This is a genomic window from Pseudomonas sp. A-1 (assembly GCF_004801855.1).
Lineage (GTDB): Bacteria > Pseudomonadota > Gammaproteobacteria > Pseudomonadales > Pseudomonadaceae > Geopseudomonas.
Window position 1 is genome coordinate 24,752 of record NZ_SSTC01000003.1, and the last position, 14,722, is coordinate 39,473.

A 14,722-nucleotide genomic window follows, 5' to 3' on the forward strand; every position below is an offset into this window, starting at 1 on the left:
AATCAGTCTTCCAGGACGGCGAGGATTTCGCTCTCGCCCATCACCAGCAGGTCTTCGCCGTCGACCTTGACGGTGTTGCTGCCCGAGTACGGGCCGAACACCACCTTGTCGCCGACCTTGACGGCCAGCGGGCGCACTTCGCCGTTGTCCAGAACGCGACCGGCGCCGACAGCGACGACTTCACCGCGATTCGGTTTCTCGGCAGCGGAACCCGGCAGGACGATGCCGCCTGCGGTCTTGGTTTCTTCTTCGCTGCGACGAATCACGACGCGGTCATGCAGAGGACGAAGCTTCATTGTCGATCTCTCCTAACAGGTTGTTTCCAGCTGCCGGTGAAGTTCACCGGCGGGTTGGTAGATTCCGGCGTTGCCGGGAGCGACGCGCGGGGCACGTCGCGAAAGTCTGGGCGGTGATTGCTCGGCAATCCTGCGCTGACCGCTAGATGAGGGCCGGCCAGGGCATTTCAAGGGGCAGGACAAAAAAAATTTCAGTCGTCGTGGCGCTGCCACTCGCCCTCGATGACCTGCGGGCGCGACTGGGCTGGCTCGTGCGCCGCTTGGCCGGCCTGCGGGCGACGGCGGGCGGCGCTGCGCAGCAGACGCTGGCGCAGCGCGTGGCGGGTGAACGGCAGCAGGCAGAGGATGCCGAGAACGTCGCTGATCAAGCCGGGCAGCAGCAGCAGGAAGCCGCCGAGGGCCAGCAGCAGGCCGTCGAGCATCTCCTGCTCCGGCGCCTCGCCGGCGAGCAGCCGGGCTCGGGCGCGCCAGGCGGTGGCCGGTCCGGCGATGCGCAGCAGGAAGCCACCGGCCAGGGCGCTGGCGACCACCAGCAGCAGGGTGGCCAGCACGCCGATGTGGCTGCCGACCGCGATCAGCACGGCCAGCTCGAGCAGTGGGAAGAGGATGAAGGCGGACAGCAGTAGGCGCATCGAATCGGTTTTCCGGAACGGGCGGGACAGCCCAATGTGACACGAGATGGCGCCCGCGTCAGGCGAATTCAAGCCCGCCGCCCGCCACCCGTCGACCGAAACGCATCCGGACGCGCACCGCCACCGAGAAAATTCTTGACTATCAAGCCCGCCGATGCTGCACTGCAAAAGACGCTCAGGGAATGAATCCTCGCAGAGAATCCGTCGCAACGGACAGGGGCTCCGGAACCTCCGCAGCCACCGGCGAGGCCAACAAACAATACAAGCAGGGGGATTCCCTCATGCAACTCAAAGACAAGGTCATCATCATCACCGGCGGCGGCCAGGGCCTCGGCCGGGCCATGGCCGAATACCTTTCCTGCCGCGGTGCAAAACTGGCATTGGTCGACCTCAACCCGGAAAAACTGGACCAGGCAGTGAGCGCCTGCCAGGCCAACGGTGTCGAGGCGCGCGCCTACGTGTGCAACGTCGCCGACGAGGCGCAGGTCGAGGGCATGGTGCAGCAGGTGGCCGCCGACTTCGGCGCCATCCACGGACTGATCAACAACGCCGGCATCCTGCGCGACGGCATGCTGCTCAAGGTCAGGGACGGCGTCATCGAGAAGCTGCCGCTGGCGCAGTGGCAGGCAGTGCTTGACGTCAACCTGACCGGCCCCTTCCTGTGCACCCGCGAGGTGGCGGCGAAGATGATCGAACTCAAGTGCGCAGGCGCCATCGTCAACATCTCCTCGGTGTCGCGCGCCGGCAACATGGGGCAGAGCAACTATTCCGCGGCCAAGGCCGGGGTGGCCTCGCTGACCGTGGTGTGGGCCAAGGAGCTGGCGCGCCACGGCATCCGCGTCGGCGCCATCGCCCCCGGCTTCATCGGCACCGAGATGGTCGCCAGCATGAAGCCCGAGGCCCTGGAGCGCATGACCTCGGCGATCCCGCTCCGGCGTCTGGGCCAGCCCGAGGAGATCGCCCAGGCTGCCGCCTTCATCTTCGAGAGCGACTACTTCACCGGTCGCGTGCTCGAGCTGGACGGCGGCATCCGCCTGTAAGGCCGACAGCGGCAGGCGGACGCTCCGGCGTCCGCCCTACCAGCCGACGCCGAAACCGAGGCTGTAGGTCGCCTCGTCGACGTCGCCCTGCTCGCCGCGCAGCTGGTCCCACTCGCCCTTGAGGTGCAGCGAGGCCCAGCTGTTGAGCTTGTAGCGCAGCCCCAGGTCGCTCTCCAGCTTGTAGTCGATGGCGTCGACGAAGGGCGCGCCCAGCTCGCCATGGCTGAACAGCTCGAAGCGCTTGCCCAGCAGGAAGCGGTTGTAGTCCCACTTGAAGCCCAGCGCGTAGAAGTGTTCCTTGCCGCCGGCGGCGAAGGCCAGGTCGTGGCGGTTGAGCAGCGACACCAGCGAGAAGGCGCCCAGCTCGTTGTCCCAGAACTGGTAGCCGGGACCGCTGCCCAGGGTGCGCTGGATCGCCACCTCCTCGATGCGGTCGCGCTCGTACTCGAACTTGCCCTGCCAGAACCAGTGCTCGTCGAGGAAGCGGTCGAGGGCATACTCGGCGCCGATGCTGTCCTCGGTCTCCACCTCGTCCTTCGACTCGCGGTCGTAGCTGGCGCTGAGATTGTGCCGCCAGTCGCCGTGACGGGCCTTGGTGCGCAGATCGACGTCGAACTCCTCGACATCCTTCTCGGCCCGCTCGTACTCGACGGCGAAGTCCGCGCTGCCGCTCCACACCCAGTCCTCCACCAGCGGCCGCGGCGGCAGGATCTGCTGCACCGCAGCGAGTTCGACGCTGCGCGCCGCACCGTTGACCAGCTCGACCCGGCCATCGGCGGCGCGACGCAGGCCGCGGGCGTGCTCGCCCTCGCCGTCGTCCAGCTTGACCAGCAGGGCCTGGTCGCTTTCCAGGCTGGCCACCTGCCGCCAGTCCAGAGTCACGCTGCCGGCGTAGTCGGTCTTGAGCAGCAGCTTGCCGCCATCGAACAGCTGGATCCGCCCGCTCAGGCGGTCGCCGTTCTTCAGCCAGACGGTATCGGCCAGGGCCGGAGTGACCAGCAGGGACAGGATGACGGACAGCAGCAGGATCGGCAGGCGCATGGGAACGAGGGTCGACGAGCGGAAAGCGCGCCATTATCCGGAGCCGTGGCTGGCGGGCAAGCCACGGCCGTCGTACGGTAGCGGACGCTGCAGGCGGACCGGACTGGGAGTATGCTCCATGCCTTCGCCCCCACCGAGAACCGCCCATGCCTGTCCCTGCCGACCCGCGTCGCGCCGCGCTGTACGCCGTGCTGGCCCAGGTGCCGCCCGGACGGGTGGTCAGCTACGGCCAGCTCGCCGCCCTGGCCGGCCTGGGCCGCGCGGCCCGCTGGGTGGGCCGCTGCCTCGCCCAGCTGCCGCAGGACAGCGCCCTGCCCTGGCACCGGGTGGTGGCTGCCGGCGGACGCCTGAGCCTGCCGGCCGGCTCGCCCGCCGGCGACGAGCAGCGCCGCCGTCTCGCCGCCGAAGGCGTGGTGCTGCTCGGCGGACGCCTCGACATCCGTCGCCACGGCTGGCATCCCGCTGGCCAGAGCGGTTAGAGTGCAGGTTTTGCCCCGGATCTCCATGCAGCGCTCCATGCCCCGTCGAACTTGGCGCGAAGCCTTCGCCACCTATGCCAGCCCCTCCGCCCTGGCGCTCCTGCTGCTCGGCTTCGCCGCCGGCCTGCCGATGGTGCTGGTGTTCTCCACCCTGTCGGTATGGCTGCGCGAGGCCGGCGTGGCGCGCGAGACCATCGGCTACGCCAGCCTGATCGGCCTGGCCTACGCCTTCAAGTGGGTGTGGTCGCCACTGCTCGACCAGTGGCGCCTGCCGCTGCTCGGCCGCCTCGGCCGGCGCCGCTCCTGGCTGGCGCTGTCGCAACTGATGGTGGCCGTCGGCCTGGCCGGCATGGCGCTGTTCGACCCACAGACCCACCTGGCCTGGCTGATCGCCGTCGCCGTGCTGGTGGCCTTCGCTTCCGCCACCCTGGACATCGCCCTCGACGCCTACCGCCTGGAGATCGCCGAGGATACCCAGCAGGCCGCGCTGGCGGCCTGCTACACCACCGGCTACCGGGTGGCCATGCTGCTGGCCACCGCCGGCGCGCTGTTCGTCGCCGAGGGCTTCGGCTCGACCGGCGGCAACTACCTGTACCCGGCCTGGGCCAGCACCTACCTGCTGTTCGCCCTGCTGATGCTGCCCGGCCTGCTCACCACCCTGTGGATGCGCGAGCCGCCGCTGCCGGCACCGCTGCAGCAGGCGGCCAGCCGCTACGGCCTGAGCCACCAGCTGATCTCGGTGCTGGTGCTGATCGTGCTGCTGATCTCGGTGCCGGCGATGTTCACCCAGCTCTACCACAGCGGCGTGGACGGAGTGTTCAGCAGCCAGGTGACCCTGCTCGACCTGCTGCTCGACGACCGCGCCTTCCTGCGCTTCACCCTGTACACCGTGCTCACCCTGCTGTGCCTGTCGCCGTTCGGCCGCCGCGGCCTGGCGCCGGTGCTCACCCCGATCAGCGACTTCATCCACCGCTACCGCTGGCAGGCGCTGGTCCTCCTCGGCCTGATCGCCACCTACCGCATGTCGGACACCGTCATGGGCGTGATGGCCAACGTGTTCTACGTCGACCTCGGCTTCAGCAAGGACCAGATCGCCAGCGTCAGCAAGCTGTTCGGCCTGGTGATGACCCTGCTCGGTGCCGGTGTCGGCGGCGTGCTGATCGCCCGCTTCGGCATCCTGCCGATCCTGTTCGTCGGCGGCCTGGCCTCGGCGACGACCAACCTGCTGTTCGCCCTGCTCTCCGGCATGGGCCCCAACCTCGAGATGCTGATGCTGACCATCTCGGTGGACAACTTCAGCGGCGGCCTGGCCACCGCGGCCTTCGTCGCCTACCTGTCGAGCCTGACCAACCTGCAGTTCTCCGCCACCCAGTACGCGCTGCTCAGCTCGATCATGCTGCTGCTGCCGCGCCTGATGGGCGGCTACTCCGGGGTGCTGGTCGAGAAGCTCGGCTACGCCGACTTCTTCCTGGTCACCGCGCTGATCGGCATCCCCACCCTGCTGCTGATCGGCCTGCAGTGGGGCCGCGAGCGCCGCCAGCCGGCCACCGCCTCCGCCGGCGAGCCGCCGCAGGGCTCCTGACCGGCAGAAACGCCGAGGGCCAGCCCTGCGGCTGGCCCTCGGACAACGGACCACCGGAAGCGCGGCCGATCAGTCGCGGAAGTTGTTGAACTGCAGCGGCATGCCCAGCTCCTGGGTGCGCAGCAGGGCGATGGCCTCCTGCAGGTCGTCGCGCTTCTTGCCGGTGACGCGCACCTGCTCGCCCTGGATGGCGGCCTGGACCTTGAGCTTGGCATCCTTGATCAGCGCGACTATCTTCTTGGCCAGCTCCTTGTCGATGCCTTCGCGCATGGTCACTTCCTGCTTGACCACCTTGCCGGACGCATAGGGATCCTTGTACTCCAGGCACTGGATGTCGATCTTGCGCTTGACCAGCGCCAGCTTGAGGATCTCGATCATCTGCTCGAGCATGAACTCGGCCTCGGCGGTCAGGGTGACCGTCTTTTCCTTGAACTCGAAACTGCCCTTGCCGCGCAGGTCGTAGCGGCGATCCAGCTCCTTGATGGCATTGTCGACGGCGTTGGTGACTTCGTGCTTGTCCAGCTCGGACACGATGTCGAACGAGGGCATGGTTACTCTCCGATGAACGGCGCGACCGGGTTCACGGATGCGTCGCGCCTGGCTTGACGTAAAAAATGGAGGGTCATTATAACTGAGCTCCCGTTCGGTGCCGCTCGCAAGCACCGCCCCGACGATCAGCCGAGCCCCAGGCCATGCCCAATCCCAATCTCAGCATCATGGTGGTGGACGATGCCCGGTTTTCCAGCGCCCTGATCTGCCGCGTACTGCAGCAGGCAGGCTATCGCGACATCCGCATCGCCGGCAGCGCCCGCGAGGCCCTCGAAGCGCTCCAGCAACGGCCGGCCAACGTGCTGCTGGTGGACTGGATGATGCCGGAGATGGACGGCCTGCAGATGACCGCACAGGTCCGCCAGCTCGACGAGTCCGGCGAGCACTACACCTACGTCATCCTGCTCACCGGCAGCGACGCCAAGAACATCCTCGGCGCCGCCTTCGGCCGCGGCGTCGACGACTTCGTCAGCAAGTCCACGGTCAGCGAGCAGCTGCTGCCGCGGGTTCTGGCCGCCGAACGCCTGTGCGCCACCCTGCAGCGCCTGCTGCAGGAAAAGCGCCAGCTGGCGCACAACCTCAGCCATCTGGAACAGCGCAACGTGATCGACCCGCTGACCGGCCTCGGCAACCAGCGCTTCCTGCAGCAGCACCTCGGCAGCGCCCTGCGCCAGCTCGAGTCGCGCGGTGGTGCGCTGTGCTACCTGCTGATCGGCCTGGAGAATCCCGGCAACGGCCACGGCGAGGGCCTGCAGCGCGAGCTGCTCTATCACGTCGCCCGCCGTCTGCAGCAGATGCTGCGCCCGCTCGACGCGGTGGCACGCCTCGACGACCGCCACTTCGCCGTGGTCGCCATGGTCGACGACCTGCGCGAATGCGGCCACGGCAGCTTCCGCCGGCTGCACGAGGGACTCAACCGCAAGGCGCTGAAGACCAGCGAGGGCTTCATCACTCCGCAGGCCACCATCGCCATGATCGGCGTCGAAAGCCGCGACTGCCCGGTAGGCGTCGAACAACTGATGCGCCAGGCCGCGGCGCAGCTGGAGGAGGCCCGCGGCAGCGGGCGCATAGCCTGCAGCCGCCTGCAGCGCTCGGCCGCCGCCAGCCCGTGACCAGCACCTGGCATGTGCTCGGCAGCGGCAGCCTCGGCGGCCTGTGGGCGGCCCGCCTCGCCGCAGCCGGCCTGCCGGTCGAGCTGCTGCTGCGCGATCGCCAGCGGCTCGCCGAGTACCGGGCAGCCGGCGGCCTGACCTTCGAGCGCGACGGCCACTGCCGGCAGCTCGCCCTGCCGGCGCAACCCCTCGACGAACCCGCGCCGATCCGCCGCCTGCTGCTGGCCAGCAAGGCCTATGACGCAGCCGCGGCTGCGCGCGCCCTGCGCCCGCGCCTGGCTCCCGGCGCCGAAGTGATCCTGCTGCAGAACGGCCTGGGCAGCCAGGACGCTGTCGCGGCGCTGCTGCCGCAGGCACGCTGCATCTTCGCCTCCAGCACCGAAGGCGCCTTCCGCCGCCGCGACTTCCATGTGGTGTTCGCCGGCAGCGGGCATACCTGGCTCGGCACGGCGCCGCCCACGCCCCCCCCCGGCTGGCTGGGAGAACTGGCCCAGGCCGGCATCCCGGCCAGCTGGAGCGACGACATCCTCGCCCGCCTGTGGCGCAAGCTGGCGCTGAACTGCGCGATCAATCCGCTGACCGTGCTGCACGACTGCCGCAACGGCGGTCTGCAGGCGCATGCCGTGGAAGTGGCCGCACTGTGCCGCGAACTGGTCGAGCTGCTGACCGCATGCGGCCAGGCCGCCGCGACCGATGGCCTGCAGACCGAGGTGGAGCGGGTGATCGCCGCCACCGCCGCCAACTACTCATCGATGTACCAGGACGTCGCCGCCGGGCGGCGCACCGAGATCGCCTACCTGCTCGGCCATGCCTGCCGCGAGGCGCAGCGCCGCGGGCTCGGGCTGCCGCGACTGGAAGATCTCGCCCGCCGCCTGCGCGCCCATCTGGCCGCGCGCGGATTGCCGCAGGACTGACGGCCCGCTACCCTGCCGGCTCGCGCTTGCAGCCAACAGGACCAGCACCATGGGCTACCGTCTGTCGAAGATCTACACCCGCACCGGCGATGCCGGCGAGACCGGCCTGGCCGACGGCCGCCGGGTGACCAAGGACCATCCGCGCATCGAGGCCATGGGCGAGGTCGATACCCTCAACAGCCAGCTCGGCCTGCTGCTCGCCGAACTGGCCGAGCAGGCAGCCCTGCGGCCCGGGCTGGCGGAAGTCATCGAAACTCTGGCGCCCTGCCAGCACCGCCTGTTCGATCTTGGCGGCGAGCTGGCGATGCCCGAGTACCAGGCGCTGAATGTCGCGGAAGTGGCGCGCCTGGAGCAGGCCATCGACGCCTGGAACACCGAGGTCGGGCCGCTGGAGAACTTCATCCTGCCCGGCGGCTCGCGCCTGGTGGCCCAGGCCCATGTCTGCCGCAGTTTCGCGCGCAGCGCCGAGCGTCGCTGCCAGCACCTCAACGCGGTGGAGCCGCTGCGCGGCGAGTGCCTGGCCTATCTCAACCGCCTGTCCGACCTGCTGTTCGTCGGCGCGCGGCTGATCGCCCGCCGCCAGCAGGTCGACGAGGTGCTCTGGCAGGCGGCGGAGCGCGACGCGTGAAGCCCGAGGACCTGTTGCTGCTGGTCAGTCGGCCGATGCCGTTCGGCAAGTACCAGGGACGGCTGATCAGCGAGCTGCCCGGCCACTATCTGGCCTGGTTCGCCCGCGAGGGCTTCCCGCGCGGCGAACTGGGCCGCCTGCTGGCGCTGATGCACGAGATCGACCACAACGGCCTGCGCGCCCTGCTGGAGCCGCTGCGCCGGCCAATGCAGCAGCCGTAGGGCAGGAAAACCGCACAGCGGCTTTCTACCGACGCACCTCGTCAGCGGGCCGCACGGGGGGCAATCGCTGCGCGAGTTGCCCTACCGCAACCGCCCGACATGGCTGCCGGCTCCGCCACTCAATCCGGCCAGAACGCGCGGATGCCGGCCACGCCCTGGGCGCCGGCCTGCCAGGCCCGCGCCTGCTCGCCCGGGCCGACCCCGCCGAGCAGGTACACCGGCTGGTTGAAGCCGCGGATCAGCTCGGCGGCCGAATCCCAGCCCAGCGGCGCGGCCTCGGGATGGGTCTGCGTCGCCTGCACGGGCGACAGGGTGACGAAGTCGACACCCATCTGCGCCGCCAGCGCCAGCTCCTCGGCATCGTGGCAGGATGCCGCCAGCCAGCGCTCGCGGGGGAACGGCCGGCCGTTGGCCGCGTACTTGCGCAGCTGCGCGGCGGTCAGGTGCCAGCCGGCGGCGGGGAAGTCGCCCAGCCACTCCAGCGGCCCCTTGAGCATCAGCTGCGCCTTGCCGGCGCACAGACCCTGGATGTCGGTGGCCAGGTCGCGGTACTCGGGGCTGTACATGTTCGGCGCGCGCAGCTGCAGCAGGCGGATGCCGTCGGCCAGCGCCCGGCGCACGCCACGCAGCAGCTCGGCGGGCTCCAGGTCGTCGGGCGTGATCAGGTAGTGTGCCGGCAGACGCGCGGCGGCGACGATCGGCCGGTTGGCTTCGGGAAACTGGTAGTCGGGCAGCTCGCGCGGCGCCACCCAGGCCAGCGGCTGGCCCTCGCGCCCGTGCGGCTCGCCGGTGAAGGCGCCGACCTCGTAGACGTCGAGCAGCACCGCCAGGTCGGGATAGTCGTGACGCACCTGGATCAGCGGGCGCGAGGCCATCACGTCGATGCCCAGCTCCTCGTGCAGCTCGCGCGCCAGCGCGACCTCCACCGCCTCGCCGGCCTCGACCTTGCCGCCGGGGAACTCCCACAGCCCGCCCTGATGCTTGTGTTCGGGACGCCGGGCGATCAGCACCCGGCCGTCGGTGCCGCGGATCACCGCCGCGGCCACGTGCAGTCGTTTCATCTCGGAATGGCTCCGCGCAGCGCGCCGCCGGGCGGCGGCGCGCTCCTGCAGGTCAGGAACGGTACTCGGCGTTGATGCGCACGTACTCGTGGGACAGGTCGGTGGTCCAGATGGTCTCGCTGCAGTCGCCGCGGCCCAGCTCGATGCGGATGCCGATTTCCTCCTGCTTCATCACCGCCGCGCCCTGCTCCTCGGTGTAGGTGGCGGCACGGCCGCCCTTGCTGGCGATGCACACCTCGCCGAGGAACACGTCGATCAGGCTGACGTCGAGGTTGGGCACGCCGGCGTAGCCGACCGCGGCGAGGATGCGCCCCCAGTTGGGGTCGGAGGCGAACAGCGCGGTCTTGATCAGCGGCGAGTGGGCCACGGCGTAGGCCACGTCCAGGCACTCCTGGTGGTTGGCGCCGCCGTTGACCTGCACGGTGACGAACTTGGTGGCACCCTCGCCGTCGCGGACGATCGCCTGGGCGACTTCCATGAACACCTCGAACACCGCCTGCTTGAGCTTGGCGTACAGCTCGCCGCTCTTCTCGGTGATTTCCGGCAGGGCGGCCTGGCCGGTGGCGATCAGCATGCAGCAGTCGTTGGTGGAGGTGTCACCGTCGATGGTGATGCGGTTGAACGACTTGTTGGCCGCATCGCGTACCAGGTCCTGCAGCACGTCGCGGGCGACCCTGGCGTCGGTGGCGATGTAGCCGAGCATGGTGGCCATGTTCGGGCGGATCATGCCGGCGCCCTTGCTGATGCCGGTGACGGTGACGGTGACGCCGTCGTGCTGGAACTGGCGGCTGGCGCCCTTGGGCAGGGTGTCGGTGGTCATGATGCCTTCGGCAGCCTGCGCCCAGTGGTCGACGCTGAGGTCGGCCAGCGCAGCCTCCAGCGCGCCCTCGATCTTCTCCACCGGCAGCGGCTCGCCGATCACCCCGGTGGAGAACGGCAGCACGGCGCTCTCGCTCACCCCGGCCAGTTCGGCCAGCTTGGCGCAGGCGCGGCGGGCGCGCACCAGGCCGTCCGGGCCGGTGCCGGCGTTGGCGTTGCCGGTGTTGGTCAGCAGGTAGCGCACCTCGCCCGCCAGGCGCTCGCGGGTGATCAGCACCGGCGCGGCGCAGAAGGCGTTGGTGGTGGTCACGCCGGCGATGGTCGAGCCCTCGGCGCAGCGCATCACCACCACGTCCTTGCGGCCGGGGCGCTTGATGCCGGCCGAGGCGATGCCGAGTTCGAAACCGGGAACCGGGTGCAGGGTGGGCAGGGGGCCAAGACCGACAGCCATGGGACAGACTCCTTGAGATGCGCGCGGCGCGGGATAAAGGGGGAAACAGTATCAAAAACGCCGCGAGCGGCAAGGCCGGTCGCGGCGCGGGCACGGCGTCAGCCGATCAGCTGATCTGGCCGTGGCAGTGCTTGTACTTCTTGCCGGAGCCGCACGGGCACGGCTCGTTGCGGCCGACCTTGGGCTCCTGACGCACGGCCACCGCCACCTGGGCCGCCTCGCCTTCCTCGTCGGCGGTCTCCAGCGGCTGGTCGAGCGCCGGCGCGGCGGCGTGCTGGAACTGCATGCGCGCGGCCAGGGCCTCAGCCTCGCGGCGCAGGCGCTCCTCTTCCTCGGCCGGGTCCTCGCGGCGCACCTGCACGTGGCAGAGCACACGGATGGCGTCGCGCTTGATGCTTTCCAGCAGCTCCTGGAACAGGGCGAAGGACTCGCGCTTGTACTCCTGCTTGGGGTTCTTCTGTGCGTAGCCGCGCAGGTGGATACCGTGGCGCAGGTGATCCATGGTCGACAGGTGCTCCTTCCACAGGTCGTCCAGCACGCGCAGGAGGATCTGCTTCTCGAAGCTGCGCAGCGCCTCGGCGCCGGCCAGCTCCTCCTTCTCCTCGTAGGCCTTGACCAGCTCGGCGAGGATGCGCTCGCGCAGGGTTTCCTCGTACAGCTTGTCGTCCTCGTCGAGCCACTGCTGCACCGGCAGGTGCAGGCCGAAGTCGGCCTGCAGGGCGGCCTCCAGCCCGGCGATGTCCCACTGCTCGGGCAGCGACTGCGGCGGGATATGGGCATCGATGGTGCGGGCGAGCACTTCCGCGCGGAACTCGGCGATGGTCTCGCCGACGTTCTCGGCGGCCAGCAGGCTGTTGCGCATGTGGTAGATCACCTTGCGCTGCTCGTTGGCCACGTCGTCGAACTCGAGCAGCTGCTTGCGGATGTCGAAGTTGCGTCCCTCGACCTTGCGCTGCGCCTTCTCGATGGCGTTGGTGACCATGCGGTGCTCGATGGCCTCGCCCGACTGCATGCCGAGGGCCTTCATGAAGTTCTTCACCCGGTCGGAGGCAAAGATGCGCATCAGGTTGTCTTCCAGCGACAGGTAGAAGCGGCTGGAGCCCGGGTCGCCCTGGCGGCCGGCGCGGCCGCGCAGCTGGTTGTCGATGCGCCGCGACTCGTGGCGCTCGGAGGCGATCACGTGCAGGCCGCCGGCCTCGATGACCTGCTGGTGGCGCTTCTGCCACTCGGCCTTGATCTTCGCCACCTGCTCGTCGCTGGGGTTCTCCAGCGCGGCGATCTCCACCTCCCAGTTGCCGCCGAGCAGGATGTCGGTACCGCGGCCGGCCATGTTGGTGGCGATGGTCACCGCGCCGGGGCGACCGGCCTGGGCGATGATCTCGGCTTCCTTGTCGTGGTACTTGGCATTGAGCACTTTGTGCTCGATGCCGGCCTTGACCAGCAGCTGGGAGACGTACTCGGAACTCTCGATCGAGGCGGTGCCGACCAGCACCGGACGGCCTTCGGCCTGGCACTGCTTGATGTCCTCGATGACCGCCGCGTACTTCTCCTCCTGGGTCAGGTAGACCAGGTCGTTGAAGTCCTTGCGCGCGATCGGCTTGTTGGTCGGGATCACCACCACGTCGAGGCCGTAGATCTGCCGGAACTCGAAGGCCTCGGTGTCGGCGGTGCCGGTCATGCCCGCCAGCTTGCCGTACAGGCGGAAGTAGTTCTGGAAGGTGGTCGAGGCCAGGGTCTGGCTCTCGGCCTGGATCTGCACCCCCTCCTTGGCCTCGATGGCCTGGTGCAGGCCCTCGGACAGGCGCCGGCCCGGCATGGTGCGCCCGGTGTGCTCGTCGATCAGCAGGATCTGGTTGTCCTGCACGATGTATTCGACGTTGCGGTGGAACAGGGTGTGCGCACGCAGCGCCGCATGGACGTGGGTCAGCAGGCTGAGGTTGTGCGCCGAGTACAGGCTCTCGCCCTCGGCCAGCAGGCCGGCCTGGCTGAGCATGTCCTCGATGACCTGGTGGCCCTGCTCGGTGAGTTCGACCTGGCGGGCCTTCTCGTCGATGCTGTAGTGGCCCTCCTCCTGCACCTCACCGTCTTCCGAGTTCAGCTGACGCTTGAGCCGCGGGATCAGCTGGTTCATCTGCAGGTACAGGCGCGAGCTGTCCTCGGCCGGACCGGAGATGATCAGCGGAGTACGCGCCTCGTCGATGAGGATGGAGTCCACCTCGTCGACCACGGCGAAGTTCAGCTCGCGCTGGAACTTGTCCTCCAGGCTGAAGGCCATGTTGTCGCGCAGGTAGTCGAAGCCGAACTCGTTGTTGGTGCCGTAGGTGATGTCGGCGGCATAGGCCGCGCGCTTGTCGGTCGGATCCTGGAACGGGCTGACCACTCCCACCGACAGGCCGAGGAACTCGTACAGCGGGCGCATCCAGTTGGCGTCGCGGCGGGCCAGGTAATCGTTGACCGTGACCACGTGCACGCCCTTGCCGGCCAGGGCGTTGAGGTACACCGCCAGGGTGCCCACCAGGGTCTTGCCCTCGCCAGTGCGCATCTCGGCGATCTTGCCCTCGTGCAGGGTCATGCCGCCGATCAGCTGCACGTCGAAATGCCGCATGCCCATCACCCGCTTGCCGGCCTCGCGGGCCACCGCGAAGGCTTCCGGCAACAGCTTGTCGAGACTCTCGCCCTGGGCGAAACGCGCCTTGAACTCTTCGGTCTTGCCCCTGAGCTGCTCGTCGGACAGCGCGACCATCTGCTCTTCCAGGACGTTGATCGCCTGGACAGCCTTGGTCATGCGCTTGACTTCACGCTCGTTCTTGCTTCCAAAGAGTTTTCTCAACAAAGGCGCAAACATAGGGGGAGGGTCTTCCATCTGTGGAAATGGAGGGCACCCCAGCGGAGCGCCCAGTGCCGTCTGCACGGCAGCGAAGGAGGCATTCTACCCGGAAATGCCCGCATGAAAAGTCGCCTCATTCATCACTGGCGGCACGGGCGATGTAGGTCTCGGGATTGACCTGGCGACCGTTCTTCTTGACCTCGAAGTGCAGGTGCGGGCCGGTGGAACGCCCGCTGCTGCCGACCAGGGCGATGGCCTGGCCACGCTGCACCAGGTCGCCGACCTGCACCAGATTGCGCTGATTGTGGCCGTACAGGGTGGTATAGCCGTCGGCATGACTGACCTCGACGGTCCAGCCGTAGCCCGACTTGCGGCCGGACCAGGTGACCACCCCGGTGGCCACCGCGACTATCTCGGTACCGCGCTTGGCGGCGAAATCCACGCCCTTGTGCTGGCGGGCACGCCCATGGAAGGGGTCGCGGCGCAGCCCGAACGGCGAGGACTGGTAGCCGCTGGCCACCGGCAGCCCGGCGACCTGGCGCGCATCGTCGAGGCGGCGCTCGGCGAGCAACTGCTCGAGCACCTCCAGCTGCTGCTCGCGCCCGTCGATGCGGGCGGCCAGGGCGTCGAGGCTGCCGAGCACGTCGCTGCCGGTGAACGGCTCGGCGTCCAGCGGCTCGTCCGGCCCGCCCTGCCCTACCGGCTGGGAGAAGTCGAACTCGTCGGCGTCGAGCTTGGCCAGCTCGGCCAGGCGTTCGCCCAGCGCATCCAGGCGAGTCAGGCGCGCCTGCAGCTCGGCGAGGTGCACGCCGAGCGCGTCCAGCTGGCGCTGGGCGACGGCGCGCGCCTCGATCAGTTCCTCGGGCTGCACACCGCTCGTCGCGGCGACCGGCTCGTCGGGAACCGCGACAGGGGCCTCGGGTCTGATCCAGGCGCCGAGTACCATTCCGGTGGCCAGGGTACAGCCGAGCAGGAGAGTGGCCAGCAGCAAGCCGCGGCGGGGAGTGAGGGTGAGTGCGCGCGCCGCACCGTGGCGACGGCTCATGAAAATGATATGCATGGAACATCCC

General features: G+C 69.0%; 15 protein-coding genes. 7 read left to right on the forward strand and 8 right to left on the reverse strand.

Translation table 11 applies throughout. The features are described 5' to 3' along the window. Positions 1–2: 2 nt before the first annotated feature. Positions 3–296 carry a co-chaperone GroES gene (locus tag E5198_RS01200; protein ID WP_090211254.1) on the reverse strand — a complete coding sequence of 98 codons (294 nt, stop codon included), beginning with the start codon at positions 294–296 and terminating at the stop codon, positions 3–5. 191 nt (positions 297–487) lie between these two features. Continuing rightward, positions 488–928, reverse strand: a complete 441-nt coding sequence (locus tag E5198_RS01205) for an FxsA family protein (protein WP_136488193.1) — start codon at positions 926–928, stop codon at positions 488–490. Between the two features lie 281 nt (positions 929–1,209). On the opposite strand from E5198_RS01205, the gene E5198_RS01210 reads away from it, so the two are divergent. Next, positions 1,210–1,968, forward strand: coding sequence for an SDR family oxidoreductase (locus E5198_RS01210; protein ID WP_136488194.1), 759 nt, complete (start codon positions 1,210–1,212; stop codon positions 1,966–1,968). Positions 1,969–2,004: 36 nt separating this feature from the next. Here the strand turns inward: E5198_RS01210 and E5198_RS01215 are convergent, their stop codons facing one another. Then, entirely contained in the window at positions 2,005–3,009 is a 1,005-nt protein-coding gene (locus E5198_RS01215; RefSeq protein WP_136488195.1) for a DUF481 domain-containing protein, read from the reverse strand. A 146-nt stretch (positions 3,010–3,155) separates the two neighbouring features. Here E5198_RS01215 and E5198_RS01220 point away from each other — a divergent pair, with 146 nt between their 5' ends. Together E5198_RS01220 and E5198_RS01225 are read left to right on the forward strand one after the other, a co-directional pair. Continuing rightward, entirely contained in the window at positions 3,156–3,488 is a 333-nt protein-coding gene (locus E5198_RS01220; protein ID WP_136488196.1) for an MGMT family protein, read from the forward strand. Between the two features lie 37 nt (positions 3,489–3,525). Beyond that, on the forward strand, positions 3,526–5,070 hold the full coding sequence (locus E5198_RS01225) for an AmpG family muropeptide MFS transporter (protein ID WP_136488197.1): 1,545 nt from the start codon (positions 3,526–3,528) through the stop codon (positions 5,068–5,070). 69 nt (positions 5,071–5,139) lie between these two features. On the opposite strand, the gene E5198_RS01230 is transcribed toward E5198_RS01225, so the two are convergent. Next, positions 5,140–5,619 carry a YajQ family cyclic di-GMP-binding protein gene (locus E5198_RS01230; RefSeq protein ID WP_136488198.1) on the reverse strand — a complete coding sequence of 160 codons (480 nt, stop codon included), beginning with the start codon at positions 5,617–5,619 and terminating at the stop codon, positions 5,140–5,142. A gap of 143 nt (positions 5,620–5,762) precedes the next feature. On the opposite strand from E5198_RS01230, the gene E5198_RS21875 reads away from it, so the two are divergent. The 4 genes from E5198_RS21875 to E5198_RS01250 are packed head-to-tail and all read left to right on the forward strand — an operon-like array spanning position 5,763 to position 8,494. Next, positions 5,763–6,731: a response regulator gene (locus E5198_RS21875; protein ID WP_136488199.1), complete on the forward strand. Its 969-nt coding sequence runs from the start codon at positions 5,763–5,765 to the stop codon at positions 6,729–6,731. After that, on the forward strand, positions 6,728–7,645 hold the full coding sequence (locus E5198_RS01240) for a putative 2-dehydropantoate 2-reductase (RefSeq protein ID WP_136488200.1): 918 nt from the start codon (positions 6,728–6,730) through the stop codon (positions 7,643–7,645). Before E5198_RS21875 ends, E5198_RS01240 begins: the two co-directional genes overlap by 4 nt. Positions 7,646–7,694: 49 nt before the next feature. Further along, the gene (locus E5198_RS01245; protein WP_136488201.1) at positions 7,695–8,273 is read left to right on the forward strand and encodes a cob(I)yrinic acid a,c-diamide adenosyltransferase; all 579 of its coding nucleotides are present in this window, start codon (positions 7,695–7,697) and stop codon (positions 8,271–8,273) included. After that, positions 8,270–8,494, forward strand: a complete 225-nt coding sequence (locus tag E5198_RS01250) for a DUF3820 family protein (RefSeq protein ID WP_136488202.1) — start codon at positions 8,270–8,272, stop codon at positions 8,492–8,494. Before E5198_RS01245 ends, E5198_RS01250 begins: the two co-directional genes overlap by 4 nt. A gap of 119 nt (positions 8,495–8,613) precedes the next feature. On the opposite strand, the gene E5198_RS01255 is transcribed toward E5198_RS01250, so the two are convergent. The 4 genes from E5198_RS01255 to E5198_RS01270 all read right to left on the reverse strand — a co-directional run bounded on the left by E5198_RS01255 (position 8,614) and on the right by E5198_RS01270 (position 14,712). Next, positions 8,614–9,555, reverse strand: a complete 942-nt coding sequence (locus E5198_RS01255; protein WP_136488203.1) for a Nudix family hydrolase — start codon at positions 9,553–9,555, stop codon at positions 8,614–8,616. Between the two features lie 52 nt (positions 9,556–9,607). Then, positions 9,608–10,825: a bifunctional glutamate N-acetyltransferase/amino-acid acetyltransferase ArgJ gene (argJ, locus tag E5198_RS01260; RefSeq protein ID WP_136488204.1), complete on the reverse strand. Its 1,218-nt coding sequence runs from the start codon at positions 10,823–10,825 to the stop codon at positions 9,608–9,610. 106 nt (positions 10,826–10,931) lie between these two features. After that, complete coding sequence (gene secA / locus E5198_RS01265; RefSeq protein ID WP_136488205.1) at positions 10,932–13,670, reverse strand: preprotein translocase subunit SecA; 2,739 nt, start codon at positions 13,668–13,670, stop codon at positions 10,932–10,934. Between the two features lie 115 nt (positions 13,671–13,785). After that, entirely contained in the window at positions 13,786–14,712 is a 927-nt protein-coding gene (locus E5198_RS01270) for a M23 family metallopeptidase (protein ID WP_136488206.1), read from the reverse strand. Positions 14,713–14,722: the final 10 nt, after the last annotated feature.